A 25728-nucleotide genomic window follows, 5' to 3' on the forward strand; every position below is an offset into this window, starting at 1 on the left:
GCGACGTCATCACGCAGAGTACAGACACGCTCGACCACCGGTGCGCGTGGCTCAGGCTGCTTGCCGAGGTGAACAGGGTTAGCATCGCCGGCGGGATCCGCTCTTGAACAATGAGAGATTTCGTCATCCTCCCGGCCCTAGGTTTTCTCGCCGACGACCAAAATCCAAGCACCACGTTGCACAAACTTCATGTTCGTCTGACAAAAGTTTCAGCGCCGATGATCTTGAAGTCGTCACGACATCACGTTGAAATGGACCGGGAGGAGCGTTCCGAAAACTGGGAACATTCCAAATGCTTGCAGTTCTGGCTTTGATTTCGATTTTTGCAGCTGGCTTTTGCTGCGGCTATGGTGTGCGGGCGTGGCGCTCGCGCAAGCGATCAGCGCGATATCGTCTCTATGCGCCCTACACGCCGGCCTCGATGAGAGTCAGGCAAAGCGAGCGTCCGTCGTGATGGCAAAAACATGGCGCGACGTTTCGGTTGGAGTTGATGTTGTGGCAACGTCAAATAACCATGTGCAGTTAGGTTAACGCGGCGCGATCCTTGAGCGCTTCGGAAAGGCAACTTAAGGCGGATCAGTTTGTGGCGAGAGTTTAGTCATCTCGATTTTTGCGGCTCGCAGGGTAGGCGTAGATGGCGTATTTGATTGTGTTGCTGGGCGCGACTTGCGTCCTCATTTTGGTCGCGTTTGTTCGTAGCTTTGATCGCCGGCTGAAAGATCTTCCAGGGCCTTGGATCATGAATGAGGGCCATTCGAGATGATTGATCAAAGGCGCAATGCGCCCCGTAGGTATTTCGTCGACGCACAAGGGCGTCGTGTCCTGATCGGCCTTTCGCTGCAGGAAACTGCGGAGTTCGAAGCGCTGATCTTTCACCGAACGATACGTTGCAATTTGCGTCTGAGATTTACGTGAGCGAAGCAGCCGCCGCCGCGGCCGAACTTCGCTGGCTTGATCTCTATTCCAGGCACGAACGAGCCTGGCGGGCATGGATCGAACAAAGCCGGGCGGAGCGGGCGCAGGATTTAGGCTTTGTTAACTATGTCTGACCGATGGTAGCCGCCTGATCTCGAATGTGGGATGGCCCAAATGTTTCAGCTGTTCCTGAGAGCGCGCGCACACAATCTTCTCGGCTCCCGCCGCGAGGACAAGGGTTTTAAGGCGCGCTCTGTCGAGCGTGATGCCGAGACCGACCGCGTGCGGATCGGTGCCGTCCTGGCGGCGATTGAAACAGCATTGCAGGATGCGGAGCGGGAGCAGGCCGGCCTCAACCGGCGTGTTGATGATGCCCTCGCGCGTGCGTCCGTCACCTTCGGAAATGGCACCGATGAATATCTCGAGCGAGAGCCGCTCGACAATTATCATCAGGATCTCTTCGCGGCCGACATCTCGAATGGCCAGCGACGGCTCAAGGAATTGGCAAGCAGCATTGCTCACTTGAAGTTCGTCAAGGCCGCAATGCTCACGCGCTTTCCGGATTTCAAACCGCCGCAGCTCAACAGCTAAAGCGAGATGAGCTTTGGTTGGATCGGTGCGAGCCGAGGAGGGCACCTCTCCCGTAGGCAGAGGTGAACCAGATAATCGGCGTCGGCGCCCGTTTGAAACTGCTTCCGCGCGCTCCCTCCTCATCCTGAGAAGCCCGCCCAAAGCGGGCGTCTCGAAGGATGGCCGCAGGAAACACTCTCAAATGCATAGCCCTGCGCCGCGTGGCTACGGCCGCGTGACAATTCGGCACCGCTTTGCCGTTTGGTGCTGCGATCCTTTTTGCTATGGTCCCGGCAAGCATCCACGAATTGAAGGAGCGAAGAGGTGCCGGTCAAGAATTTGCGGACGTTGATTGGATTGGCAGGTGCTTTGACACTGGCCGCGCCGGCGACGGCTTCGGCCATCACTGCCGAGGTGGCGCGCGCATGCGATGCGGCGCTGGCCAAGGCCTTTCCGCCCAGACAAATCGGCAACCCCGCGGCGGGGAGCACCAAGGGAACGGCCAAGGAGAAGCGCGAATACTTCCAAAAATGCGTCGCCAACAACGGCAAGGTCGACGACATGCCGCCGGACGCGCCAAAGGACAACAAGCCGGCCAAATAACAACAGATGGCTACGGCTGCTGGCGTCGGGGCGGCGGACAGGGCGAGTAGAACGCGCCGTTCGTTGCATTGATACGTTCGACGCATTGATTGGGATCAGTGACCGTTCCGGCCACCGTGAAGTCGTAGCCCATGCCCTTGACCACCACGACGTAGCGGCCGGGGGCGAGCGTAAACCCGTCCTGCTCTGGTTGGAGCAACAGCATTCTCGACTGGTCTTCGACCGGGCCTACCTTGTAGGGGTAGGACATGCTACGAATGACCCAGGAATCGCCGGCGCTGATCATGGCGGCTTTCCCGGTGGCATCGACGCCCATCGCCCGGGAGACTTTCGCGACCACCCGAACTTCGGTCCCGCTTGGATCGACACCCCCGTCGGGCCTGAACACGATGAATTTGACATCGCCGTCCGTCAATGTGGTCGCGCTCGGCGTGTTGATGGCTGCCGAGATCGCGACGCGCCGGTCCGGAATCTTTCCGGGCACCGGCTTGAGCTCATGGAGCTGGCCCTCGCTCAAGGCGTAGACGCCGAAGGTCGTCGGCAAAGGCATCGACGGTTGTGCAGCTTGCGCCGGCTCCTTTGGGCTTTCCGGCCGGCGTTCACCGGTCTCGCCCACCGCGGGAGTCGGGATGGCGGTCGGCTGAGGCTCCGAGCTTTTCGGTGAGCGCACGGACGGCAGCGCCATCTGCGACAATTCGGTCACTTGTGTCCTCAGACGCAGCCAATAGGCGGCACCGGCACCAGCGCCGGCAATGAGCAGGAGGATGGCGGTCAATCGAACGAGAGATTTAAAGGCGCCGCTTCGTTTGAGTTGGTCCAGCGATCTTGGCAGTGCCGCAGGTCCGCGTGGCGTTTCCGCGGCCTTCGGAGCGGCCGGTGAAGCCAAAGCAGGCCGCGCCGGAATGGGCGGGGGAACAGGGGCATTGGCCGACGGACAATTCGCCACGACGGTGGCGGCAGTCTTTGCCGGTGAGGACGGCTCGCTTTGGTCAAAGGACCGTTCGACCTCCCGGATGGCGCGTTCGAGGACCTGTTGGAGCGCTCGTGCTTCCCGCGCATCGGCCTGGGTGAATTGTTCCAGCAGCTTGATGCGGGCCAATTCGTAAACGACATCCCGCATCTGCCGAGGGTCGTCGGAGATTTCGCGGATCCGCCCTGATAACAGGCGGACAAGTCCAGCCTTGATCTCGTGCGCGTTGGCTGCAGTGTCACCGGGCTCGGTCATTAAGGCCGATCAACTAACCCGGATACAGCTGTTTCGCTAGGCCTTTTCACCGCGGATTCTTCGGCTACGGTGGCTCGCTCCGATGGATCCGACCTGCAAAGGTCCGTCGCGACCATCTCGAATAGCTTGCTTTTGGGCAGAAACCTGTGACATGTCGCCCAGCTCCTCTTTCCGGTGTTTGATGATGCGCAGCATTTTGACCGCAATCAGTTTCTTAGCCCTTCTGGTTCAGCCCGCTTTGGCGCAAGGCGTGAAGGATCAGGCCAACACCACCAGTTCCAGCATCATCACAACGCCGACCAAAAAGGCGCAAACCAGCCCGGCCGCGTCCCGGCCTACCGCGGTCCGAAATGTGACGGGGAGCCTTCCTGCCGGAAGGGCGGCCCAAGGCGTCTGGAGGGATGGCAAGCTGATTGCCGTGCCTCGGTGAAGGCAACGCAAGCAACCGTGAAGGAACGGTGTTCGCCTCCCTGACGTTCCTGCTCGGGAGATGTCGCACATGAAACGCTTAGTCTTGATCATATTCGCGCTTGTCGTGCCGGCCGCCGCCTGGGCCCAGGGCGTCAACGATCCCTCGACGCCCAATCGCAATGTGATCATCGTCAACCCACCGCAGCCGTCGCCCTCCACGGCGACGCGAAATATTCCGAGCCGAATCGAGCCCCCCGTGACGAGCGGCTCTGCCCGGCCCTATTACGGGAACAGAACTCGGGGCAGCGAGTCGAGCAGGCGGTAATTGTGTTGGCGGCTCGGCTGGCGAGCCGAAAGCTCGCGCTGTGTTGTCCAGTTGGAGAGAGCCTTAGCTCTTTCCAAAAGGCCAAGAGGAAGCCTCACAGGCGCTCGGACCGGGTAAGAGGTTGTCCTCGTCGGCAGTCAGGGGCCGTTGGGAAGCGAGAAGCCGAATGCAGACAAAGGCGGCATTAAAGCCCAATCAGCGATACCGGCATTGACGGGCATAGCGACGCATTGGCCAGTTCCGGTCTCGTTCTCAGCTCTTGCACGTTCCGGTGAGCGCCCGCCGATCAAATGATAGATTCCTTCGATCTATGCGCGGCTGCGGAGCTGTTTGAGCAGAATGTCACCTCTTCAAGCAGTTCGCGCAGGCGTTGAGTGTTGCCAGTTCGAGTTTCTTGCCACTCGATGCGGTCTGAGGCAGTCCACAGAAGAGACTCTCGCTCGAAGCGATATCTCTCCGACCTGTCCGCTTCATACTAGTATGGATGAGTTGCGGGTATTCGATCTGGCCTGCCGCCCGGCGTCCCGAACCACGTGCTGAAATCCCTGCGAACTAAAGTGGAAAGTCTGCCCGCGAACTGGCTTTCTTGCTACCTGCGAAGGTACAGACTGAAGAGCTGAAGATAGCGAAATGGCCAATGGTCGTCCTTATCGTTCTGCCTGGAGTCATCAAATTGCGAACAGGTCGGCGTGATCACGAGGGAAAATGGTTTGGGGCGCCGTCTCGGGCGGTCATAATTGTTGCCGGTGCGCTCGGTCTTGGTTTCGCCAGCCCCTCGTTGTGTGTCGCCCAGAGCGAACCGGAGCTCTCGCTCAACGATTATCTTCCGCCAAGCGAGCCGGAAGTCACGCGCGATGAATGGCATCAGCGGATCGAGGACGCACGGCGCCGGGCAAAGGAGGTCTCGCGCGAGCGGCGGGAGCATCCTGAGCTCTACAAGCCGATTCCCGAAGATCCGGACCTTGTCGCGACCGAACGTCTCTTGCGCGACGAGAGCCTGCAACGCGGCGACATCGTCGCGACCAAGAAGGGCATGTTCGTCTACAGGGCCGATCCGACCAACCGCGCCGCGATCAGGATTTTGTGCCGGTCAACCCGAAATCGGTGAGCTGAGAACTCGCTGCAGCCCAAGAAGCGATGGCAACGAAGCTCATACAGGCTCAGTATCGCCGCATAATTTCGTTGAATTTGGGATCGGTCACTTTCGTGGTCTCCAGCAGCAGCGACTTGCCTTGCGGCGTTGCCTGCACATAGGCCGCGATCAGCAGTGGCTCGTAACGAGAGCGATTGGCCAGAGCCGACCGGATGTCGGATTGCGCCAGCAGCTTGATCTCTTCATCGGTCGCGGCCGCGCTCGACGTGACAATCTGGACGCGAGAGAGGGCAACGTCGATCGGCACCGACCCAGTCAAGTAGGACATTTTCACTGCAGGTGTTAGTGCCTCGCCAGCCTGTGCCTGCAGCGTGCCGAGCGTGAGCCATAGCGCAGGCCTGATCGGTGAGACTTTCAAGGCGGCTACGACCGCGCCTTGAGCTGCCTTGTTTTCGCTGGCCCGTCCGCCCGCTTCGGTTGACGGACGGTGAAGAACGTGAGCGGCGATCGCTGCCGCATAATTCGCCAGCAGATCGCCATCCCATGAAAAAGATGCCAGGCCGCCGGCGGCCGCCAGCTTGGCCTTGTCGGGCGAGATCTCGCCCGAGAACAAATCGCTGGCGCGAAAGTTCGGCCGTATCAGATCGCCGTAGAACGCCATGCCGGCGTGAAGCGCCAGCGCGGTTGCGGTGCAGATGCCGACGACGCGAAGCAGGATGATGCGGTTCATGATGGAATTGACGAGCCGGTGAGGGCGAGCGAACGACGGGACCGAGATCCAGCCAGAGCCTAAATTGCGAGCAGACTATCGCCTTGGATCGTTAGCAGCGTCAAGTTTCCGGTCGCGTAGGCGCCGGTGTCGATGTTGATGCGGTTAGGACGGATATCGGGCGCGCCGACCGGCGTATGACCGTGGACGATATATTTGCCGAAGCGGTCTTCGCAGTTCAGGAATTCCTCGCGGATCCAGAGCAGGTCCTCGTCCTTCTGACGATCGAGCGCGACGCCCGGCTTGACCCCGGCATGGACGAAAAAGAAGTCGCCGCAGGTGAAGGACGAGGGCAATTGCTGGAGGAAGGACAAGTGCTCCGGCGGGAGCGCGCGTTTCAGTCGCTCGATCAGCTCGACCTGTTGCTCCGCGGACGGATTCATGGTCGGCGTGATGCCGTAGGAAACCAGCGTCAAGAGGCCGCCATAGTGGCGCCACTCCTGCAAGCGGGCGGGATCCTTGAGCACCTCGAGCAGGAAGACTTCGTGATTGCCCTTCAGACAAACCGTCTCGTGAGATTTCGAGCGCGCGATCAACAGATCAAGAACGCGCTGTGAGTCCGGGCCACGGTCGACATAGTCGCCGAGAAAGACCTGAATGGCGCGTTGGGGGGCCGAGCGGGCAAGGTCGGCATCGATGACGGTTAACAGCGATTGAAGCAAATCGGCGCGGCCGTGCACATCGCCGATCGCATAGACGCGAATACCATCGGGAAGCCGAGGCTTGGTCTTCTTTCGAAAGCGTGAGGAAAGGTCCATCAGGTCGGTCGAATCGCATCCAGCGCCACGAGCGGAACGTCGTGACCGCTCTTAGCAGAACCAGTCACACATCGATATTCTTAATTGTTTGCAACCAACGCGCCCGCATTTTGATTAAAGGATCGCTTGGCCTTTGAGCCGTATTTCAAGAGGTCTCGCGTAGCGTCCTTTCCTACAAGAAGGGGGAGCGCGATATGCGCAAAGTTGTAAAGTTCCTGGCGGCCGTGGCCGCCGTCGTCGTTGCTGGCGGGGTGCAGCAGAGCGCGGAAGCCGCCTTCGTGGGCGCGCCGTTGGGGCTGCGAGGTGCCATCCAATACATCAAATTCGACCAGCCGACGCTGGCGCCGATGGCGTTCACCATCTTTTGCCTGAAGTACAAGGATGAGTGCAGGCCGCGGCCGCAGCAGATCGTATTCCGCGGCGGCCGTCTGAAGCTCACGCCGGAGCGGCTGGCGCAGATGCAAGAGGTCAACCAGCGGGTCAATACCGCCATCCGTCCCGAGGCCAATCTGGAAGGGCTGCGGGCCGAGAAATGGCTACTGCATCCGGCGAGCGGCGACTGCAACGATTACGCGGTGACAAAGCGCCACGATTTGATCGCCAAAGGCTTTCCGGCGCGCTCGGTGCTGCTCAGCGAGGTCGTGACCACCTGGGGCGAGCATCATCTCGTGGTCGTGGTGCGCACCTTCTCCGGCGATCTCGTGCTGGACAATCTCTCCGGCCACATCCTGCCGTGGTCGAAGAAGCCTTATCGTTGGGTCCGCATTCAATCGCCCAAGAACCCGAACTACTGGGCGTCACTCGGGGATCGCGCTGTCTGATGACCGGCGCTCTATCGTGATGAGGATTGGCTGACGCTCTGCGACAGCCCCAGTCCCACGATCACCGAAAGACACAGGATTGCTGCCGGGCGCAGCAGTCCCGGACCGGCGAAGCTCTGGACGAGTGCAAAGAGAACGCAGGCCGCGCTCGCCGCTGGGAAGAACGAGTCGCGCCCGCGCTGGAGCGCGCCGAAGAACAGGCGCACCAGAGCGATCAGGCTTACTGCCATGATGGCGGTCAAACCTATCCCTCCCGTAACCGCAAAGACGGCGATGGCCGCCGAGGGTGCGGTCAAAGTCGTGCCAGTCTCGCTCTGATAGATTCTGGCGACGGCCGAAAACGTCCCTGCGCCCGCGCCGAACCAGCGTGTGTCGGCCAACATCCTCTCGAGGGCGGCCTTCGTCTCGCCGCCTGCGGCTGGGACGAGCCGCATGAGGATAGGTCCAGAGCTCTTCTCGAAGAGGAAGCTCAATACGATGGTCGCGCCGATCAGAGCTGCTGCCGACAATGCGCCGGCGGCCAATGGCGAGAGATCGAGCCTGCGGATGATGAGGATCAGCAGCATCAGTACAACCCCAAAGGCCGCTGCGATCGCGCTGTTCGTTCCGGAAAACCCAAAGATCGCGGCTGCGCTGACCAGGGCCCCGACAAGGCCGCAAAGGCCGATCGCGACCGAGCGAAGGACCGAGTGCCGCGTTTCGGCCCGTTCAGCAGCAAGCTGCATGACGGCTAAATTGAGCATGAGACCGAGGCCGGCCAAAGTTGTCGTGAAGCCAGCGGGCGCGGCTGCCGCAACGCTCGGCGACAGCCGATGCAAGTCCAAGGTCAAGGCGGACACCGCGGTCACTCCGCTCAGCACGAAGAGAACCAGTTCGGCACGGCCGCGGTTGCGGACCACCGGGATGGTGACGCCGAGCAACGAGACCGCCGCGAGTGCCAGCAGCAGCGCGTTCACCGTCAAGCCGGTATCGGCCGTGATCGGCCCGAGCGACAGGCCGCCGAGGACATCGTGAGCGCTGGCCCAGATCGGATGCGCCCAGCTCAGCGGAAGAGGGACGAGTTGGGCGGCGATGTACAGCGGAATGGCAAGCAGGATCCACCGGCCCCAGGCGGTCGCGCGAACATAGTGCTCGTAGTCGGCCTTTCGCGTGCTTAAGGCGGCCGCCAGCAAGCTCAGCGCTGCGGCCATCATCCCGAGTTGCGCACCGATCCTGGCGCCGGCAATTTCGAGAGCGGAAGCTGAGACGATTGAAACGATGAGGGCAAAATAAGCGAAGGACAAACGGCGCGCTCGAAGGGAATCCTGAAACGGTCAGATCACCATACAAGCCGGCGGTGCGTTTTCAAACGGAGGTCTGCCGGGAGAACAGCTTGACCTTCGGCCTTTCGTGCCCCGCGAAGGTCCAGCGCAGTGTGAGTCGGCTTAATCAGCGGGCAGTGTTGACGGGCGGGCGAACACGCGGCCGGCCCGCGCCGCAGCAAGGCCAAAGCGCGCTCCTGATCCAAAGAGGTAGCCGCCCTGGAGGGCGATGACGGCGAACACCACGTCTTTCAGGCTCTCAACCACGGTGAGATCGACCATCAAGCCGACCGGAATGGCGGCGAGCACCATGACGAAGGTCAACGGCAGGACTACCAGGACGCGAAAGCGCTGGCCCAGCACGGCACCTACGAGAAAGCTGAAAATCAAAAACGCGGTCATCCGAAACACTCTCCGTGCTCCGGACCCTAGGTTTTCCCCCTAAAAAGACCCTTAAGTTGTATGGCTAAATTTGGTCTATTGGCTGCCGGGGCGGGAAGGGCCGGATCAAGGCCACCAGCACGTCGATCTTGCCCTTCGGCGCACATCAGACGATCAAGCCGGCGAAGTCCGGATCCGACTGGATCGTGTCCGCGGTCTTCATGATCGCAGCGAAGCTCTCGCCGTCCTTCGCTCCTTGTGTCCGGGTGAATTTCCAGACGGAAGCAGAGGCAGGGGCGGCCACCGCAACAACCGGTGCGCCGTGGCAGGAGAGCCCCACGCGGCCAGGACATGGCGCGGCAGTGCCCTATGGGCGATCGGCAGCGCCAAGGAGGGAACCCACCGGCAGCGGAATCAGAAGGAGGCCAGACCCGGGGATTCCTACTCTTAATGGCCCAGCCTTAGCAGACGGCCGCGAGGTCAAGCAGCCTTGCGCTCGACACATTGAGCCCTCGAGTTCGGCGGTTTGCTCGCCGACAGGGCACGCGAAATACAACAAATAGTCACAAAGGGTTAAACCAAGCCCCAAAAAGTGTCCCGCACGCAACACTAGTCGACCGATCGCACCGTTAACCACTCGGGAACCCTTGTCGCACCGCCCGCTCCGCCGTACCAATCGAAGCTAATTGGGGTCTCCAGGGGCGCGATTGATGTATTGCTTTGCCAAATCTTATTTATTGAAGCCGGCGTTTCTGGTGGCCGCTCTAGCGCTCGGGGCGTGTTCGACCAATCCCGGCTCCGGTCCGCTGACGGATGACGTCAACAACAAGATTCAGACTGAAAATGCGCCGGCCTACGAACTGGTGCCGCTCAATCCGGCTACCGTAAAGATCCTGCACACCCACGAGCCCAAGGGACTCGCCGGTGCGTTCACGGACAAGCGGCCGCCGGCCAGCATCGTGTTCGGGATCGGCGACATCGTCAGCGTTACCATCTTCGAAGCCGCCGCAGGCGGTCTGTTCATCCCGGCGGAAGCCGGCGTCCGTCCGGGTAACTTCGTAACGATTCCTGATCAATCCGTCGACAATGACGGGTTCATTACCGTGCCTTATGCCGGCCAGGTCAAGGCGGCCGGCCTTACGGCGGTGCAAATCCAGAGGGCTATCGTCGAGAAGATCTCCAATCGCGCGATCGAGCCGCAGGTTGTCGTTGCGATGTCGTCGCAGCGTACCCAGCTCATCAGCGTGCTGGGCGAAGTCAACACGCCCGTCCGTTTTCCGGCGAGCGCGGCGGGTGCGAAGGATCGCGTGCTTGACGCGATCACCCGCGCCGGCGGCATCAGGGGTCAGGGCTTCGAGACCTGGGTCATGCTGGAGCGCGGCGGACGCCGGGCGACCGTGCCGTTCGAGAATCTCGTGATGGCGCCTGAGAACAATATCTATGTTCGGCCCGACGACAGCATCTATGTCTATCGCGAGCAGCAGAAGTTCCTGGCGTTCGGTGCCAGCGGCCAGAGCGGGGAGTTCAACTTCGATGCCTGGCGCATCAACCTTGGCGAAGCCGTCGGCAAAGCGGGTGGCCTTCTCGACGCTCAGGCTGATCCGGCTGCGGTATATCTTTATCGCCGCGAGCCGCGTGAGGTCGCCGCCCAGCTCGGCATCGACGTGAGCAAGTACACGTCAGAGACGATCCCGGTCATCTTCGCGGTCAATTTCCGCGATCCGGGTGGCTTCTTCCTCGCCACCAAGGTCATGATGAAGAACCAGGACATCATTTACGTCTCGAACTCGCGCAACGTCGAAGTTGCCAAGTTCCTGAACTACCTGCGCGTGATCATGGCGACCGGCAATGATGCCGTGAATCTCTCGAACAATGCGCTGATCTTCCGCAACAACGTCAAACTGGCGCCGTAAGACGCCGACTTGATCGACCAAAGCGATGGCACCGGGGCCTTGTCCCGGTGCCATTTTCGTTTAGCAATCGAAGCGGTTCTGCTGCTGCTACGAGTTCGGGATTTGGATCAAGGCGCTACTGCGCACGGCGCGGCGGTGATCGGTCACCCTTAGCGTCGCAAGGGGCTTCATGCGCTTTCGAGCATTCTGGCGTCTTCTGGCTCTCGTTCCTGCTGCCGTCGGACCTGCTCCGCTCGGTAAGGCCCTTGCTGCTGCAGGGGAGCTGGGCGTTCGCCATCGCATCGACGTTGTGGTCTCCGCCGAACCTGATGCGCCGATCTTGTCGCGCCTTCGCGGGGAAAAGGGCGAGCTCTCGTTCACAGTCCGGCTGTCGGCGAACTCCAAAGAGAGCCGGTTCTTCGGAATGTTGCGCCCGTCCTTTGCGAGCATCATCGTCCCTAACGGAGCGGACAGGCCGTTGGTCCAGCAGACGAAGCTATGGGAGGAGGAGGTCTGCCATCAGCGGCGGGGCCTGCCCAAGGTCACCGTCACCCGGCTTGAGGGTCGGTTCGGCGAGGGGGAGGGGCGGATCGAGATCTCCGGCATCAACCGGCACATCGGTCTATTGGTCCCACCGGATGAATTAACTCCTGGAATAAAACTCGAGCCGGGGAGTGATAGCCTTGGGATATTCTACGCCTTCCGGGCGCAGACCCGGAACAGCCGCCTGAACGTGGATCTGAAGATCTATCCGATCGATTGCGTCCTCTGAACGCCAACGCGACAAGCCAAAGAAAAGCCCACCCAAACGACGATGCGCCTTCGGCTTCCCCATATCCGCTGGTCGTGGAGCGTGCCCGCCACGTTCATCCTGTTCTTCGTGGCTGCTAGCGCGCCGTTTCCCTTCGGCTCGACCAACGATCTGTCGATCGCATTCTGGTGCCTGTGTCTCGGCATCGCGGTGATCTTCGCGCCGACGCGTGAGCTGCGGGCGCCGCATCTGTGGCTGCTCGCCGGCATCACCGTGATCGTCGCGGCTTACGCCTTCGTGCTGCATGAGCAGCTGTCCGATCATCCCTTCCTCGCGCCTTTCCAGCCGATCTGGAAGCAGGCCGCGGATCTTCTGGGCGTGCCGATCGCCCCGTCCGCGTCCATCGTGAAGAACGAGGCGTTCTTCGCGCTCGGCGCCCCGCTCGCCAACATCCTCGCCATCGTGCTCGGCATCACCGTCGGCGCCGACCGCGAGCGCGCGCGAAGATTGCTGTGGGTGATCGCGATCTCGGGCGCGGCTTACGCGCTGTACGGCGTGCTCTCGTTTCTGATCGAGCCCACCCTGATCCTGTGGCGGGACAAGACGGCCTATCTCGGCAGCGTCACCGGCACCTTCATCAACCGCAACACGGCGGCGGCCTATTTCGGCTCCTGCGCGGTGATCTGGATGCTGCTGATCCTGGAAGGTGTCCGCCGCCGCTTGCCGGAGCGGCATATCGAATGGCGACGTCTGTCGCTCGATCTACGCACAATCCCTCCACGACAAATCTTGCCGCAGCTTGGCTGCCTGCTGATCTGTCTGATGGCGATGTTCATGACGGGATCGCGCGCCGGCGTCGGCCTGTCGCTGTTCGCGATGATCGTCTCGTTCACGCTGTTCCTGCGGAAAGACCTGCCGCCGCGCACCGGCATCTGGATCTCGCTCGGCTCGGGCCTCGCCGTCGCGCTCGGCCTCTTGCAACTGCTCGGCGGCCGCGTCTCGAGCCGATTCGACAGCCAGGGTCTGGTCGACGAGGGCCGCATCGAGGCCTGGAAATCGACGCTTCGAATCATCGCCGACAATCCCCTGTTCGGCACCGGCATGGGTACCTTCCAGTGGGCCTTCCCGCCCTATCGCAGTCCCAACATTTCGATTCGCGGCATCTGGGATGCCGCGCATTCGACGCCGCTCGAGCTTGCCTCCGAGGTGGGCATTCCGATGGCGCTCTTGGTCGCGGTCGGCTGGGCGATCATGCTGCTCGTTCTCGCCAAGGGCGTGTTCGGGCGACGGCGCGATGCCATCATCCCGCTGGCGGCGGCGGCCACCGCCACGCTGTCGCTGCTGCATTCGTGCCTCGACTTCACGCTCCAGGTGCCCGGCTACAGCATTCCATTCTTTGCGCTTTTCGGAGCTGGTCTTGCGCAATCCTTCCCGACCCGGCAGGGCCGCTCGGCCGCGGATGCCCTCGCTACCGGCGGGCGAGGCGAGGGCCGCCAGACAACCGTTGACACAACCGCGCGGCGAGTGCGCCAGCTTCATAAAAGTGTCTAGATTTGAAGCAGTTGCGCTGTTTACGAAGTCTTTAGAATAAGTGGACAGCCGTTTTCTCTTCGGATAGGTTCCGCGCTGCACAGCCATTTGCCCGGGGCCGAGGAAGCAGATTGGGGCAACTGATTTTTTGGAGGTCTATTTATGAGCGTTATCAAGATTGCGCTTCGCATGGCTGCCGCCGCGGCCCTCGCCGCGACGATCACCTCAGCCGCAAGCGCCGCCGTTTATCCGCCGCAGCGCCAGCTGCCGGCCCAGGTCATTACCGAGTTCAAGGCGTCGCCCAACAGCCTCTTGCAGCAATATCCGACCGGCGGCCCGCAGCTGATCTCGCGCGTGCGCGACCTCGGCGCCTCCGATCCGACCACGCTCCCCGGCCTGATCGCGCTTCTGAAGGATCCCGCGACGACCAAGGACCAGATGCGCGCGATCGTCGGCGGCCTCGCCCAGGTCGCCCGCATGGCGGCGCAGAGCGATGCGGCTTTCGCCACTGAGATCCAGACCGCGATTGCCGGCATCGGCAACCCCGACGTGATCGCCGCCTACCAGGCCGCGACCGGCGACGTCGCGATCGCCGCGACCGGCGGCGGCGGTGGTGGTGGTAGCTCCGGCGCGGGCGGGCCGATTGGCAATCCCGGCAACACCGGTGGTGCTAACAACGGTGCGCCGAGCTTCGGCGGATTCCACTATGCGAACACCGTCTCACCGAACTCCGCCGCAGGTACCGCCGGGATCACCAACGCCTCCAATAACGTCAGCCCGCGCCGCTGAGCGCAGACGAGCTTCAAGGAGCGGTCCGCCTGGATCGTTCCACGACGGAACGGCGCTTTGCAGCGCCGTTTTGCGTTTACGGCGTTAAGCTTCCACACAATTATAATGTGCGCACACCGTTGCGCTGCATCAATTGAGTTCAGCCGCATTTCGCTGCGTGTTATATTCGCCCTCAACTGCCGGTTCTTTTCGAGTGCTTTTGCTCGCGTGACTTTCTCATCCCAATGCCATCCTCCAGAACCAGTTGCTGGACGATTTCAGGAATTGCACAATGCTGCAGGTGAATAGGCCGTCGTCCGAGATCAACCGTGATTACGCCGAAGTTGAAAGCTCGCCGGCCCAGACGCTCACCTCCTATGTCGAGATCGTCCGCCGCCAGTTTCCGACCATGGTCGCGATCGTGTCGGCCTGCGTGATCCTGGCGCTGCTCTATCTTTTCACCGCCGCGCCGCAATTCACTTCGACAGCGCAAATGGTGATTGATACCCGCAAGGTGCAGCTATTTCAGCAGCAGTCAGTGCTTGGCGACATCGCAGTGGATTCGGCCACGGTGGAGACCCAGGTCGAGATCCTGAAATCCGAGAACATCAGCCTCGCAGTGATCCGCGACCTGCACCTGATCGACGATCCCGAATTCACCGGAAGTGGCGGCGGCGTGCTCGGTGCGGTGATCGACTTCGCGTCGAAGATCCTTTCTGACGGACATCCGGCGACGGAATTCGAATTGAACCGCAAGGCGCTTGAGACGTTCGAGAAGAACCGCACCATCAAGCGTCTCGGCCTCACCTACGTCATGGAGATTGGCTTCACCTCGAAGGACCCCGCGAAAGCCGCGAAGATCGCCAACGCGATCGCGGATACCTATATCGTCGACCAACTCGAGGCCAAGTATCAGGCCACCAAGCGCGCCAGCGTTTGGCTGCAAGATCGCATCAAGGAGTTGCGCACCCAGGCCTCCGCCGCGCAGAAGGCGGTGGTCGATTTCAAAACTGCCAACAACATTGTCGACACCGGCGGCCGCCTGATGAACGAGCAGCAGCTCGCCGAGGTGAACAGCCAACTGGTGATGGCGCATGCGTCGACCGCCGAAGCCAAGGCGCGGCTGGATCGCATGAACGACATCCTGAAGCAGGAGATTCCGGATGCCAACGTCACGGACGCGCTGAAGAACGACACCATCGTCAAGCTGCGCGGCCAATATGTCGACATGGCTTCGAAGGAATCGATCTGGGCGATGAAATACGGATCGGACCACCTAGCCGCCGTTAACCTGCGCCGGCAGATGGCGGAGATCAAGAAGAACATCCAGGACGAGCTGAAACGCATCCAGGAATCCTACAAGAGCGAGTACGACATTGCGGTGACGCGCGAAGATAGCATCAAGTCGAGCCTCAACAATGTTGTCTCGGAATCACAGCTCACCAACCAAGCGCAGGTGGCTCTCCGCGAGCTCGAGAGCAACGCGCAGAGCTACCAGGCGATGTACGACAATTTCCTGCAGCGCTACATGGAGAGCGTGCAGCAGCAGTCGTTTCCGATCACCGAGGCGCGCGTGATCAGCGCTGCCACGACGCCACTGAAGAAGAGCTATCCCAAGACGCTGCTCGTCCTTGCGGGCGCCATCTTCGGTGGTTTCCTGCTGAGCTTCGGCGCCGCGTTGGCGCGCGAGCTTTCGGACAAGGTGTTCAGGACCACCTCTCAGGTGGAAGAGTTGCTGGGTGCGAACTGCATCTCCATCCTACCGGCGCTGGGCGCCAACGGTGGGTCGGCGATGCTCGCAGGCAAGTTCGCGAACAAAACGGCGAACCCCGAGCCCGACTTACTGCGTTACGTCGTCGACAATCCTCTCTCACGCTTCGCTGAAGCAGTTCGTTCGTTGAAAGTGGCGGTAGACCTGAATTCTATTGTTCGGGAAAACCGCGTGCTGGCGGTCACTTCGACGCTCCCCAATGAAGGCAAAAGTACTCTTTCTACAAACCTCGCGCAGCTCATCGCGCATTCGGGCAGTAGGGTGATCTTGGTCGATACCGACTTGCGTAACCCGTCGTTGTCTCGGGCCCTCGTGCCCGATGCGAAGATTGGCCTTGTCGATGTGGTCGCGCAGAAGGTGCAGTTGGAGGAAGCGGCGATTCTTGATCCAGAGACCAAGCTCTCGATCCTGCCGGCCGGTACCACCTCCAAGCTGTTGCACACCAACGAGCTCCTTGCCTCCAAGGCGATGCACGCCCTCGTCACGCTGCTGCGGGCGAAGTATGATTATGTAGTGCTCGATATGCCGCCGATGGCACCGGTGGTCGACGTGCGCGTCACCTCGTCGTTTGTCGACTCCTATGTCTTTGTCGTGGAGTGGGGCAAGACTAAGATCGACGTAGTCAGGCACAACCTGCGCGGATCGCCGGAGATCCAGGACAAACTGCTAGGCGTGGTCCTGAACAAGGCCGATACCAAGGCCTTGGCACGTTACGAGTCCTACCATGGCCGCTACTACTACCAGAAATATTATGCCCGCTATGGGTACGTCGAATAGCGTGCGGCTCGCGATACTGCTGCTCGGGGCTGCTGGATTGTGGTGGTCCACGAGCGTTCTGCCGATCTTCCGTTCCGCTGCACCAGCCCGCGATCTCACGGAACGTATATTGGCCGATCAGCGCTTCAAGCCGGGCGCGCTCAGTAAAGCACTGCTGTGGATGGAGCGTGAACCGAGCCGGGCAGCGGCGCAGGCTTCATTCATCCGAGCAGAGGCTTTAGTTGGACTTGGCGTTGCAGAAGGAGCTGTAGGCCGCGAATCTCCGGAGGAGGCAGACCGCGAGTTGGCTGCTGCAGAAAAATGGGTGCGAGCGTCGCTTGAACTCAATCCCGCGGATTCCTTTCTGTGGCTCATGCTCTACTCGGTGCAAACCGCCCGGGAAGGTTTTGCGACCGAAAACATTCGCTATATCGACCAATCTTACAGCTCCGGACCACACGAGGGGTGGATCGCACTTCGACGCAATCGGGTCGTGCTTTCGATATTTCCAATGCTTTCCGTGTCGGCCGAGGAACGGGTTGTTTCCGAATTCGCAGCAATGGTCGACTCGGACCTAATTGAGGATGCGGTGATGAACTTAACCGGAGTTGGCTGGCCTCAGCGGCAGCGCCTGCTGGCGGCGCTGGATAAGACGGATGTTCAATCGAGGAAGAGTCTGCAGAAGCGGCTCTTGATAGATGGCGTCAAAGTGGCGATTCCCGGAATCGAATACGACGAAAGACCTTGGCGATGAGAACGTTTGTTCAAGTATGTGCATTGTGGGCTGCCCTGGCCTCATTGGGGTCGGCGGTCCATGCTCAATCAACCACTTCGCAATCGCGGCTGACACTCCAGGGGGGGCCGGAGCAATCAGGTTCTCCAATGGCAAGGGATCCGCTCGGGAGGCCTTGTCTCGACGTTGAGGCCGCGGCCCGTTCCGAAATTATCAATCCGACGATGCTTGACCATGTAGTCAGCATCAGGAACAAATGTCCCAAGCTCATAAAGGCGAAGGTCTGCTACTTCAACTCGGAACGATGCAACGATGTTGAACTGCGTCCGTATGGTAGGGCCGACACCATTCTAGGCACGATGAAGGGGATTAGCTTCTTCAGGTATACGCTCACCCAGAAGTGACGCGAATGCGCGAATCTTCAGCGGTAGCCGGCGACGACTGCAGCGACGTCCACTTCATAGATCTGTCGCTCGATCGAGCTCGCGACATCGACGCAAATGGACGGTTTCGTCGGGTGCCAACGAGGGTGCAAGTCGCAGCGCACCTCTCCGTCGAGCACCGGCGGCATTCGAAAGCGGGACACGCTATAGACCCGTTGCGTTGCCAGATGGCAAAGTAACAAATGTGCTTCGCCATGCCGATCGGGGTATGTGTCGCTGACAAACCAAGCGCCGTCCGGCGAGAAGCTGCAATGGCCATCGGTGGTGAGATCACCCTTGCAAACTGTATCAGCGGTGCCGGCTAGCACGTCAAACAGAATGTAGCGATCGTTGAGCACGCCGGCTTTGAGCGCCGCAGGCTTGCCGAGGGCGCGATAGAGCTTCTTCAATGCAGGCCCGATCGGCAAACGGCTAATGAAGCCACCACGGGTGGCCGAACTCATGAGTCGTCGCTGCCCCGCCCAAGCCAGCAGACGGATATCGTCTTGCCAGCCAAAGTGCGATGCCATACCGGAGATCAACAGTCGCAGATTGCTGCCGTCCCGGTCGCAGGCGAACAACCGGGTATTCTGAGTGCCACCAGCGTTGACATAGCGGTGCAAGAAGCAGAACCGCGCGCCGGTACGGCTGTACATAACGTGATTGATGTAATGGAACGCCTTCAGCACGCCCGGCTCTTCATTGAACTCCACGATCTGCTGCATCGCGATGAGTCGTCGCGTCTGACCGCTAGAAAGATCGATGTGCCAGATGCCCGATTCCTTCGGATAGTTAACTCCCGCGAAAGAGTCAGTAACTCCGGGATAGCCGTATTCCGGTTTGATAGCGGTGAGGCGGCCGAAATCGATCGAGAGCGCCTCCGTGCCGCTAGGGGACACCGACGCGAATGGCAGCTCGTGCGTGCGCCGTTCGCCGTCAGTCAGGCTAAGGCAGACACCCACCGCTTGCTCGCCGTCCCTGTCGTTAAACAGAACTTGATCGGCGCTGCCTGGCAGCCATTGCAGCATGCTGCCTTGTTGAAAATTCCATGCCTTGCTGCTGGCAATGGCGTTAAATTGGCCGGTGGTGTCGATCAATCCGAGACGCACCTCATCGTCACTCCCCGGAGCAGAGCCGTACAATGAGGTTTCGTGCGCGAGGATACCGCGGTTAGGATCCACGGCACTCCACGGCGACTTGTCGTAATATCCAAAAAAATGGCTGATACCAGTCCGTGACAGCGGTCGTTGCGGACAGGTCTGAGTGATAACACCACTCACTTGCTGCCACCCTTGGCTGCACGCAACTCCATGACCTTGAGCACGATGAAGTATTCGTAGATGCTCTGCAACAGGCAGTAACGAAAGCCCGGCATGCCGTCGAGCAGGCCAAGCCGGAAGAAATAGAAGTAGATGAACTTGAACACTGGCCGCGCGGGCAAACGCAAAGATAGCCTCTTCAACGCGTTTCGGCGGGTGATTGGATCCAAAGAGAACAACTCTGATAGCCGGAGCTCGCCGGCAGCCAGCGAATGCATCGTCTCCTCTGCTTCGTACGACGAATAGCGATTGTGCCGCCAGATCCAATCCGCCAAACCTTTCGAGAACGGGTAGTGCAGATAGTCATTCTCCAGACGACCGACGGTACCCTCGATTTCCGGCACTGGATTGGCCTTGCGAGCCCAACGGATCTTTCCAGGCTGGAACAGCCGAATGATCCATAGGGGGTAGCTGGTGCTGTGCTTGATCCAAGTGTTCTGGAAATGGTCCCGTCGGGCAACCTGAAATGCAACATGCGGTGTCTTAGCATCAGAGGTGATGCGACGAATTTCGTCGGCCAGTGCCGGGGGCACGCGCTCGTCAGCATCGGTGTAGTAGACCCAGCGGTATTTGAAATCGATGTTGTCCATCGCCCAGTTCTGGTGCGCAGCACGGCCTTCGTACTTGTGCTGGATCCAGCGGGCACCCATCGATTTGGCGATCTGCTCGGTCTTATCGCTACTGAACGAGTCTAGAACGACGACGTCATCGCACCAGCTGAAGCAGGCAATGCAGTCGGCAAGGTTCACTTCTTCGTCGAGCGTCTGGATAAAGACCGAGACGCCGAGAGGCTTTTGATTCTCCGACATATTCGTAGTTGCCTTTCAGTGACTGTCGGGTCTGAGTTTGCTAAGCGGTCGCGTCAATCGCGTGACCGCGCTTTGTCACGTCCCGTTCCTCGAAACGGATGTGCTTGATCATTCGGAAGTGTGTCGAGCCCTTGGAAACGTGAGGTTGATTCACCCAGAAGGACTCAAGCGGGACGGCGTGCGACCATAAGCATCGACTTGGCGAGCGCCGGGATGCGTCCGACTCTATGTGTTCGCTCGACTCCAAAGCCCGCTTCGGTGAGCAGCTTGGAAAGGGTATTGATCGACCAAAACTTGATGTGTCCATGCGGCCACAACGCTGTGAAATGATCGTCAAGTTTTCCGGTTGCCGCCAATACTAAGTTCTTTAGATAGCCGTGATAGGGCGTGCTCACGAGAACGAGTCCGCCGGGATTAACAAGATCGAACAAGCACTTCGCGTAGGCGTATGGATCATAGACGTGTTCGACGACCTCGAAACTGTACACCACGTCGAACGTTCCGTATTTCTTCCTGAGGTCATCATATGCGGAGCCCTGCTCGAGGTGGAGGTGAGGAAAAGCCCGGTGAGCATGCTCCACGCCGATGGCGGATGGGTCTACCCCCATGACCGGAAAGCCGCGGCTTGCAACAACGTTTGCCGCAGCACCGTTGCCACAACCTAAATCAAAGACCGTAGGAGCGGCCTTCCCCGAGCGCCTTTCGATCTCTAGATAGTCAAATAGAATAGGTAGGAGAAGTTTGCTGGCTGGCTGACAATGATGATCGGAAAAGCCGTATCCAGTAATGTCGACGTGACCGCTATCCATCGGACAACCTGACCATCAGTGCACCCAAAAGGCAGACCAAGCAATTGAATTGCTAGAATTATCTCGGAATGTTTGAACCATACAACCCATAGAGTGGAGCGTCTATAACTTTCCGGAGGCGCGTACGACTGTCGCTTGGTGTGCATTCGTTATGGTTACCCTGCTTCTTCGATCGCACGCCTCTACCCAGTGATGTGAGCTTCCGTCTGTCGTGCCGCGCCAATTAGAAGGTGCTCAAGACGATCGGTCGCGGCTTCGATGCTAAACTCGTTCATGAAACATTTCCGTGCCGCTTGGCCCATTGTAGTCCGCTCGGCTTGGCTGAGTGCGGCGAAGCAATCGAGGAGCCTTGCAAGGCCCGCCGCGGTATCGTCCGCCACAACCCCCGCGCCGTTCTCGCTGATTGTTGCGTGGATGTTGACTTTATTGGTGGTTAGGATGGGAATGCCGCACGCTGCCGCCTCGGCGACTGCAATTCCGAAATTTTCCTGGTGCGACGGCAGTATGAAGGCGCTTGAATGACGTAACAGCGCCCATTTGCGAGCGCCAGTGACCATGCCTGTCCAATGGATGCGGGCCGAAACGATGGGATCGACTCGCTGCATGAGTTCAGTTCGAATGCCACTTGGGTCCGGCCCGGCGACCACGAGATCGTATCCCTGAAGTCTATCAGCATATCGCGCAAAACCTTCGATCAACAGGTCGATGCCCTTCTTGGGATGAATACGACTGAGAAACAGGAGATAGGGGCGCGAGACTAGTTGCCGGAGATCGTCAAAGTCGGCGAGCGACGACGACGGACTCACTGGCTCGCCTTCGATGCCCAACGGGACTATTTCAGACCGGTATGGCCGACCGCCAAAGAAAGTAAATCGGGACGCTTCTTGCTCAGCGTGAGTAGTGAATAGCACGGCGTGAGCATCGGCTAGCACGCGATTCTGAAGGGCGAGCCAGAACAGCTGCTTTGCCCATTTTTTCACCGGCTGCACAGAATTGAAGTAGATGTCGAGCATGCCGTGGGTGAAGTAGAGGTAGGGAATGCCGGCCGCAACAAGGCCAGCACGACCACCGATCGACGCATGGTTCCAGAGGCTGTGCAAGATGGCCACGTCGTACTCGCCCTTGTGTGCGACAACCCAGCTGCTGAGTGATCCGTTGTAGCGATAGCCTGATCCACCGGGACCGAGTGCATGCACCTGGTGTGACCCATCGAAAAGGCTGGCAGTTTTCGGATCGTCGAGGCAAACAAAGTCCACTCGATGGCCACGCCGCATCAGCTCCGATGAAAAACTCCGAGCCGCTTCGATGACCCCTCCTCCAGAGGGGTCAATGCTGCAGATCACATTCAGAATGCGGAGCACAAACAAATCCTTTCGCACAGCATCCATTCGGGCCAGTGGCGGGACTCAAGCCCGCCCACCCCTTTTTACGGACGGATCCCGCACAATGCGCGACCGCTTTGGTGTAGCCGGGTTGCCGGTGCATACGGTCCAGGTTGGCAAATCGGTAAAAACGGACGAGCGCGCACCGACCACGACGCCATCAGCGATTGTGACACCTGGGCCAACAAACACGTCGGCACATATCCAAACGCGATCGCCGATGTGGATCGGTGCGGTGAAGAGGGTCATTTTGGGATCTTCGAAATCGTGCGAGGCGCCACAAAGATAGCTGTATTGTGACACTGTGGAATGCTCACCGATGGAGATCGAGCCGGCGCAGTAGCAGTCGACATCAGGAGCGATAGTGCTGTGGTCGCCCATTGTTAGGTTCCAAGGAGCGAAGATGCGTGCCGAGCTGAACACCTTGGCTTTATGGCCTAGCTTGGCACCGAAGCATTTGAGCAGGAACCGTCGCCAGCCGTGCAGGGGTCTTGGGGAAGGCCGGAAGAGCAGGGTGTAGACAATGCCCCAGAGCGCACGCGCGATCTGGTTACGCCGCGAGTATGGGCTCGGCTTTCGGCTGATGTCGATGGTGACAGACGAAATGGGTTTATCCATGGATGGTCCAGCAGGGGTAGAAGAGTGATGCCCGGCTTAGCGCGAACTAGATCGGATATAGGATGACGTTAGTCGTTGGAATGAATGTTATGCTGCTCGCTCGCCTGCCAAACCGAAACGTTCTTGATGTGGAGCGGTGCGGTCTGGCTGGAGCCCAAGATCAACACGTGATGCTCTTGATCGATAATCGAAAATGCCCAGTCCTTTCCTGTCGGTGGAGGCAAAGCATCAGTTGGTAGAGGCTTCCAGCTGACACGTTCTCCGATTGGCGCGTCGTCAAAGTAGCGCTGTAGATAGCCCGGATGCATGTCGGTGGCGGGAATCCAAAGAAGGCCGTACCGGTGGAAGTCGGTTAGTTTAACTCGGCGAGGAAGCTCGATAAGGCTACCCTTCAGGCCGAGATCATGGTTACAGTATCCTTTTTGGCACGTCTTGCGGAAGTTGCCATAGAAGTGGTGGACGTTCGATCCGTAGAAGCGGGTATCATAGCCAAGATGGATCAGACCGTACTCTAGGATGTCGATTTCAGCGTACTGCTCGTAATTTTGGGGCTGATCCGGCCATTGTGCTTTTCCGTTTCTTAGCACCACCTCGACGGGCAGCGTCCAAAATGATGGCCATCCGGCTTGAAGCCCCCCAGCCCGAACCTGTTCAGGATCGAAAGCTAGCGCGGCTTCAAAATAGGCCCCTCCACCGAATGCAGTACCGACGAAACTTGCCGCATTCTTTGATTGTGTCCGCGCTCCAGTGGCGATCTGCGCATTGCGGTTCATGCCGTCATTAATGACATATGCTGGCCTGTCGCTTGAGAACACAATGCCGCGCGAAGAAACGTCACTTCCCCAAAAGTTGTATAGGTACCAGTTCTTGCCAGATCGGTACAACTTGTCGATGTCGGTCTCCGCTTTCGTCACATCGCTATTAAATGTGTTCACTACATAGCCAGCCTCGCGCGCCTGGCGGGGCGGTTCTGCAGCCTGAACAATCGAGACGGGCGAAAAAACCGCGGAAAGCAAGCAGAGAGCGGGGAGAAGTTGGCTCATGGCAGGGCTCTTTGAAGATGCGCTCTTGCCGTGCGGAGCGCGGCAATCCTTCGGTCTGGCCCACGGTCCAGGAATGCAGTTACAATATAGAGATAAACGATCGGGACGCCGTAGGCGTCAATCATATATCCTTCGAGGATAGAGCTGGCGAATAGGCCGATAAACAGACAAGCAAAGTATCGAACGAAAAGAGGGCTCGACCGCAATAGCATCACGCATCGACACAGCACTACGAACTGCAGAGCTGCATAAAGCGCGGCGTAAAATACGCCGTAATTAGCCCATCCGCGGAGGAACGAATTCTCGGTGGCTTTAGTGAAAATGCCGCTGCCGAACATGAAGTTTTCGTTGATCTCATCAACCAGCAGTCCCCAAGCTAGTGACCGCGTGTCGCCGCTAGAATAGTCACCACGATAGAAGCTGTTGCTCAGGTTAGCGAGATCGATGTCGTTCGAGACAATTAAGTAGATCAGTATGGTAGCGCCAATGAGCGAAGCGGCGACTAGAAGATAGTTCTGACGAGAAAACTCGAAGAAGAAAAAGTAGACCACCGGTATGACCATGCCGGACCGCGATCCCGTTTTTACAAGTAGGTAGCAGGACAAGCCAAACAGAACGAGTGAACTGATCTGATTGATCCTTCCATCGGTCTGACGGAAGTAGTGCCAGAAGGTACAGGCCGCGATCCCACATGTCGCGCCGAGAATATTGGGATGACTCGATGTTCCGAAGAAGCGCGGGACATTTACCGCATATCCGAAGCCACGCGCCATCTCATGTATGTTGATCAATATAATAATGGCGGCAAACAACACGCAACCAATGAAGATCGATTTCATGGTTGCGGTTTTTCCATCGGCTACAATTTCGCTAGAAACGAAAACATAAATGATCATGAAGGCGGCGATTCCGAATGCGAGTTTGATGCCAAGGTCGGTATCAAGGGCAAACCCCCGCAGAGCAGCGATCGTCTGCATCAACAACACAACGGCAAATAGCGGGCCGATACGGACGTTCATTACGCCTTTGAAGGTCGAGCGAATGGCGCAGATCACCAGCGTTACAAGGAGAAACGCTTGGGAGTAGGAGCGAATAAACAGAGAGATTCCGCTGTTCTCGATCGTGCTCCAATTCGCGTTCGTCAGGATGTTCTCATAATTGTTCTTCATGCTCGCAAAGAGCAGTAACGCCGCGATCAGTATTGAGACGATCTTCATCGCAAGGGTCTCAGGTCATTATGTTTGGGCGAGTGCCTGTTTCTGATGCTCAGTAACAAGGTCCCGCTGTGCGGGTGAAATAGGCAGCATTGGGATCGAGGGTTCGTTGGCGAGTCGCCGGTACACCGGAATAGAGGCCGTATGGCTCATCGTGGGCACGCGACAGAACCGATCCGGCGCTAAGAACAGAGTAGTCTGGCAGTCTTGCGCCATTCAGGATCACGCAGCGCGACCCGACGAAACAGTAGCTGCCAATTTCGATTGGCCCGCAGCGCTGCCGCGCTTCGGTGACTTTGATCGCGTGTGTAATCAATTGCGTGTTCCAGCCAGCGATAGTCGTGAACGCGCCTATGGTAACCCTATCTGTGCAGTCGATGCGGTGCGAATGCGTGATCGCAGCTTCGTTATTTATGTGCAGAGAAGGAGCTCGGCCGGAGTCTTGGAACGCTCGATTGCTGCCGATCGGCCAGCCTGAAATCCAATTCTTATTTCCGAGCAGAGCGCCGCGTCCTAGCGTCATCTCTTCGATATGCCGTGCGAAATTAAGATGGCCGATTCGACTATTCGGTCCCATCGTCAGGCGCGGCGTTGCCAAAAGCGACAGGCCGATCCGCGCGGTCGGATCAATGCTCCAGCCGAATGCTGCATTGAGCACTCGCCGGCGCAGGCCCCACGGCAAAGACAGGCATGCGATCTGCAGCAGGATCATCCTGCGTCTCATCTTCTATTCCCTTCG

General features: G+C 59.2%; 24 protein-coding genes. 11 read left to right on the plus strand and 13 right to left on the minus strand.

Annotated features, from left to right (window positions below; all coding sequences use genetic code 11):
• The first annotated feature begins 911 nt into the window (after nucleotides 1-911).
• The 3 genes from IVB12_RS31725 to IVB12_RS31735 all read left to right on the plus strand — a co-directional run bounded on the left by IVB12_RS31725 (nucleotide 912) and on the right by IVB12_RS31735 (nucleotide 2088).
• On the plus strand, nucleotides 912-1049 hold the full coding sequence (locus IVB12_RS31725) for a hypothetical protein (RefSeq protein WP_247305274.1): 138 nt from the start codon (nucleotides 912-914) through the stop codon (nucleotides 1047-1049).
• Nucleotides 1050-1089: 40 nt separating this feature from the next.
• Nucleotides 1090-1506: a hypothetical protein gene (locus IVB12_RS31730; RefSeq protein ID WP_247305279.1), complete on the plus strand. Its 417-nt coding sequence runs from the start codon at nucleotides 1090-1092 to the stop codon at nucleotides 1504-1506.
• Between the two features lie 303 nt (nucleotides 1507-1809).
• A complete protein-coding gene (locus tag IVB12_RS31735; RefSeq protein ID WP_247305282.1) occupies nucleotides 1810-2088 on the plus strand; it encodes a hypothetical protein in 279 nt (92 codons plus the stop codon).
• A 10-nt stretch (nucleotides 2089-2098) separates the two neighbouring features.
• On the opposite strand, the gene IVB12_RS31740 is transcribed toward IVB12_RS31735, so the two are convergent.
• Complete coding sequence (locus IVB12_RS31740) at nucleotides 2099-3187, minus strand: hypothetical protein (protein WP_247305285.1); 1089 nt, start codon at nucleotides 3185-3187, stop codon at nucleotides 2099-2101.
• A 1640-nt stretch (nucleotides 3188-4827) separates the two neighbouring features.
• On the opposite strand from IVB12_RS31740, the gene IVB12_RS31745 reads away from it, so the two are divergent.
• The gene (locus tag IVB12_RS31745; protein WP_247305288.1) at nucleotides 4828-5157 is read left to right on the plus strand and encodes a hypothetical protein; all 330 of its coding nucleotides are present in this window, start codon (nucleotides 4828-4830) and stop codon (nucleotides 5155-5157) included.
• A 52-nt stretch (nucleotides 5158-5209) separates the two neighbouring features.
• Here the strand turns inward: IVB12_RS31745 and IVB12_RS31750 are convergent, their stop codons facing one another.
• Nucleotides 5210-5803, minus strand: coding sequence for a hypothetical protein (locus IVB12_RS31750; protein ID WP_247305290.1), 594 nt, complete (start codon nucleotides 5801-5803; stop codon nucleotides 5210-5212).
• Between the two features lie 128 nt (nucleotides 5804-5931).
• The gene (locus tag IVB12_RS31755) at nucleotides 5932-6669 is read right to left on the minus strand and encodes a metallophosphoesterase family protein (RefSeq protein ID WP_247305293.1); all 738 of its coding nucleotides are present in this window, start codon (nucleotides 6667-6669) and stop codon (nucleotides 5932-5934) included.
• A gap of 194 nt (nucleotides 6670-6863) precedes the next feature.
• Here IVB12_RS31755 and IVB12_RS31760 point away from each other — a divergent pair, with 194 nt between their 5' ends.
• Nucleotides 6864-7490 carry a transglutaminase-like cysteine peptidase gene (locus IVB12_RS31760; protein WP_247305295.1) on the plus strand — a complete coding sequence of 209 codons (627 nt, stop codon included), beginning with the start codon at nucleotides 6864-6866 and terminating at the stop codon, nucleotides 7488-7490.
• A gap of 11 nt (nucleotides 7491-7501) precedes the next feature.
• Here IVB12_RS31760 and IVB12_RS31765 read toward each other — a convergent pair whose 3' ends face one another.
• Both IVB12_RS31765 and IVB12_RS31770 read right to left on the minus strand, forming a co-directional pair.
• Nucleotides 7502-8683, minus strand: coding sequence for a hypothetical protein (locus tag IVB12_RS31765; RefSeq protein ID WP_247305298.1), 1182 nt, complete (start codon nucleotides 8681-8683; stop codon nucleotides 7502-7504).
• 231 nt (nucleotides 8684-8914) lie between these two features.
• Nucleotides 8915-9193 (minus strand): hypothetical protein, encoded by a 279-nt coding sequence (locus IVB12_RS31770; protein ID WP_247305302.1) that lies wholly within the window; start codon nucleotides 9191-9193, stop codon nucleotides 8915-8917.
• Between the two features lie 689 nt (nucleotides 9194-9882).
• Between IVB12_RS31770 and IVB12_RS31775 the strand changes: the two genes are divergently transcribed.
• The 6 genes from IVB12_RS31775 to IVB12_RS31800 all read left to right on the plus strand — a co-directional run bounded on the left by IVB12_RS31775 (nucleotide 9883) and on the right by IVB12_RS31800 (nucleotide 17394).
• Nucleotides 9883-11085, plus strand: a complete 1203-nt coding sequence (locus IVB12_RS31775) for a polysaccharide biosynthesis/export family protein (protein ID WP_247305304.1) — start codon at nucleotides 9883-9885, stop codon at nucleotides 11083-11085.
• 169 nt (nucleotides 11086-11254) lie between these two features.
• Nucleotides 11255-11836, plus strand: a complete 582-nt coding sequence (locus IVB12_RS31780) for a hypothetical protein (RefSeq protein WP_247305307.1) — start codon at nucleotides 11255-11257, stop codon at nucleotides 11834-11836.
• Nucleotides 11837-11917: 81 nt separating this feature from the next.
• Nucleotides 11918-13366: an O-antigen ligase family protein gene (locus tag IVB12_RS31785; protein WP_247305310.1), complete on the plus strand. Its 1449-nt coding sequence runs from the start codon at nucleotides 11918-11920 to the stop codon at nucleotides 13364-13366.
• Nucleotides 13367-13507: 141 nt separating this feature from the next.
• The gene (locus IVB12_RS31790) at nucleotides 13508-14134 is read left to right on the plus strand and encodes a hypothetical protein (protein WP_247305313.1); all 627 of its coding nucleotides are present in this window, start codon (nucleotides 13508-13510) and stop codon (nucleotides 14132-14134) included.
• A 271-nt stretch (nucleotides 14135-14405) separates the two neighbouring features.
• Nucleotides 14406-16661: a polysaccharide biosynthesis tyrosine autokinase gene (locus IVB12_RS31795; protein WP_247305316.1), complete on the plus strand. Its 2256-nt coding sequence runs from the start codon at nucleotides 14406-14408 to the stop codon at nucleotides 16659-16661.
• Nucleotides 16662-16770: 109 nt separating this feature from the next.
• On the plus strand, nucleotides 16771-17394 hold the full coding sequence (locus IVB12_RS31800; protein ID WP_247305319.1) for a hypothetical protein: 624 nt from the start codon (nucleotides 16771-16773) through the stop codon (nucleotides 17392-17394).
• A 400-nt stretch (nucleotides 17395-17794) separates the two neighbouring features.
• On the opposite strand, the gene IVB12_RS31805 is transcribed toward IVB12_RS31800, so the two are convergent.
• The 8 genes from IVB12_RS31805 to IVB12_RS31840 all read right to left on the minus strand — a co-directional run bounded on the left by IVB12_RS31805 (nucleotide 17795) and on the right by IVB12_RS31840 (nucleotide 25701).
• A complete protein-coding gene (locus IVB12_RS31805) occupies nucleotides 17795-18892 on the minus strand; it encodes a hypothetical protein (RefSeq protein WP_247305322.1) in 1098 nt (365 codons plus the stop codon).
• Nucleotides 18893-19071: 179 nt separating this feature from the next.
• Nucleotides 19072-19923 (minus strand): glycosyltransferase family 2 protein, encoded by an 852-nt coding sequence (locus IVB12_RS31810; RefSeq protein ID WP_247305324.1) that lies wholly within the window; start codon nucleotides 19921-19923, stop codon nucleotides 19072-19074.
• 164 nt (nucleotides 19924-20087) lie between these two features.
• Nucleotides 20088-20732 (minus strand): class I SAM-dependent methyltransferase, encoded by a 645-nt coding sequence (locus IVB12_RS31815; RefSeq protein ID WP_247305327.1) that lies wholly within the window; start codon nucleotides 20730-20732, stop codon nucleotides 20088-20090.
• 182 nt (nucleotides 20733-20914) lie between these two features.
• The gene (locus tag IVB12_RS31820; protein WP_247305330.1) at nucleotides 20915-22093 is read right to left on the minus strand and encodes a glycosyltransferase; all 1179 of its coding nucleotides are present in this window, start codon (nucleotides 22091-22093) and stop codon (nucleotides 20915-20917) included.
• 45 nt (nucleotides 22094-22138) lie between these two features.
• A complete protein-coding gene (locus tag IVB12_RS31825) occupies nucleotides 22139-22732 on the minus strand; it encodes a putative colanic acid biosynthesis acetyltransferase (RefSeq protein ID WP_247305333.1) in 594 nt (197 codons plus the stop codon).
• Nucleotides 22733-22800: 68 nt separating this feature from the next.
• The gene (locus IVB12_RS31830; protein WP_247305334.1) at nucleotides 22801-23775 is read right to left on the minus strand and encodes a hypothetical protein; all 975 of its coding nucleotides are present in this window, start codon (nucleotides 23773-23775) and stop codon (nucleotides 22801-22803) included.
• Nucleotides 23772-24992: a hypothetical protein gene (locus tag IVB12_RS31835; protein ID WP_247305337.1), complete on the minus strand. Its 1221-nt coding sequence runs from the start codon at nucleotides 24990-24992 to the stop codon at nucleotides 23772-23774. The genes IVB12_RS31830 and IVB12_RS31835 overlap by 4 nt, the downstream gene beginning before the upstream one ends.
• 49 nt (nucleotides 24993-25041) lie before the next feature.
• Nucleotides 25042-25701 carry a hypothetical protein gene (locus tag IVB12_RS31840; RefSeq protein WP_247305340.1) on the minus strand — a complete coding sequence of 220 codons (660 nt, stop codon included), beginning with the start codon at nucleotides 25699-25701 and terminating at the stop codon, nucleotides 25042-25044.
• Nucleotides 25702-25728: the final 27 nt, after the last annotated feature.

Source organism: Bradyrhizobium sp. 179 (genome assembly GCF_023073535.1).
Taxonomy (GTDB): Bacteria; Pseudomonadota; Alphaproteobacteria; order Rhizobiales; family Xanthobacteraceae; genus Bradyrhizobium.

Coding starts and splice junctions, on each gene's coding strand:
- IVB12_RS31730 (WP_247305279.1), top strand. CDS start 1,090: ATGTTTCAGCTGTTCCTGAGAGCGCGCGCACACAATCTTCTCGGCTCC.
- IVB12_RS31750 (WP_247305290.1), bottom strand. CDS start 5,803: ATGGCGTTCTACGGCGATCTGATACGGCCGAACTTTCGCGCCAGCGAT.
- IVB12_RS31755 (WP_247305293.1), bottom strand. CDS start 6,669: ATGGACCTTTCCTCACGCTTTCGAAAGAAGACCAAGCCTCGGCTTCCC.
- IVB12_RS31760 (WP_247305295.1), top strand. CDS start 6,864: ATGCGCAAAGTTGTAAAGTTCCTGGCGGCCGTGGCCGCCGTCGTCGTT.
- IVB12_RS31765 (WP_247305298.1), bottom strand. CDS start 8,683: ATGATGGCCGCAGCGCTGAGCTTGCTGGCGGCCGCCTTAAGCACGCGA.
- IVB12_RS31770 (WP_247305302.1), bottom strand. CDS start 9,193: ATGACCGCGTTTTTGATTTTCAGCTTTCTCGTAGGTGCCGTGCTGGGC.
- IVB12_RS31775 (WP_247305304.1), top strand. CDS start 9,883: ATGTATTGCTTTGCCAAATCTTATTTATTGAAGCCGGCGTTTCTGGTG.
- IVB12_RS31780 (WP_247305307.1), top strand. CDS start 11,255: ATGCGCTTTCGAGCATTCTGGCGTCTTCTGGCTCTCGTTCCTGCTGCC.
- IVB12_RS31790 (WP_247305313.1), top strand. CDS start 13,508: ATGAGCGTTATCAAGATTGCGCTTCGCATGGCTGCCGCCGCGGCCCTC.
- IVB12_RS31795 (WP_247305316.1), top strand. CDS start 14,406: ATGCTGCAGGTGAATAGGCCGTCGTCCGAGATCAACCGTGATTACGCC.
- IVB12_RS31810 (WP_247305324.1), bottom strand. CDS start 19,923: ATGTCGGAGAATCAAAAGCCTCTCGGCGTCTCGGTCTTTATCCAGACG.
- IVB12_RS31815 (WP_247305327.1), bottom strand. CDS start 20,732: ATGGATAGCGGTCACGTCGACATTACTGGATACGGCTTTTCCGATCAT.
- IVB12_RS31825 (WP_247305333.1), bottom strand. CDS start 22,732: ATGGATAAACCCATTTCGTCTGTCACCATCGACATCAGCCGAAAGCCG.
- IVB12_RS31830 (WP_247305334.1), bottom strand. CDS start 23,775: ATGAGCCAACTTCTCCCCGCTCTCTGCTTGCTTTCCGCGGTTTTTTCG.
- IVB12_RS31835 (WP_247305337.1), bottom strand. CDS start 24,992: ATGAAGATCGTCTCAATACTGATCGCGGCGTTACTGCTCTTTGCGAGC.
- IVB12_RS31840 (WP_247305340.1), bottom strand. CDS start 25,701: ATGATCCTGCTGCAGATCGCATGCCTGTCTTTGCCGTGGGGCCTGCGC.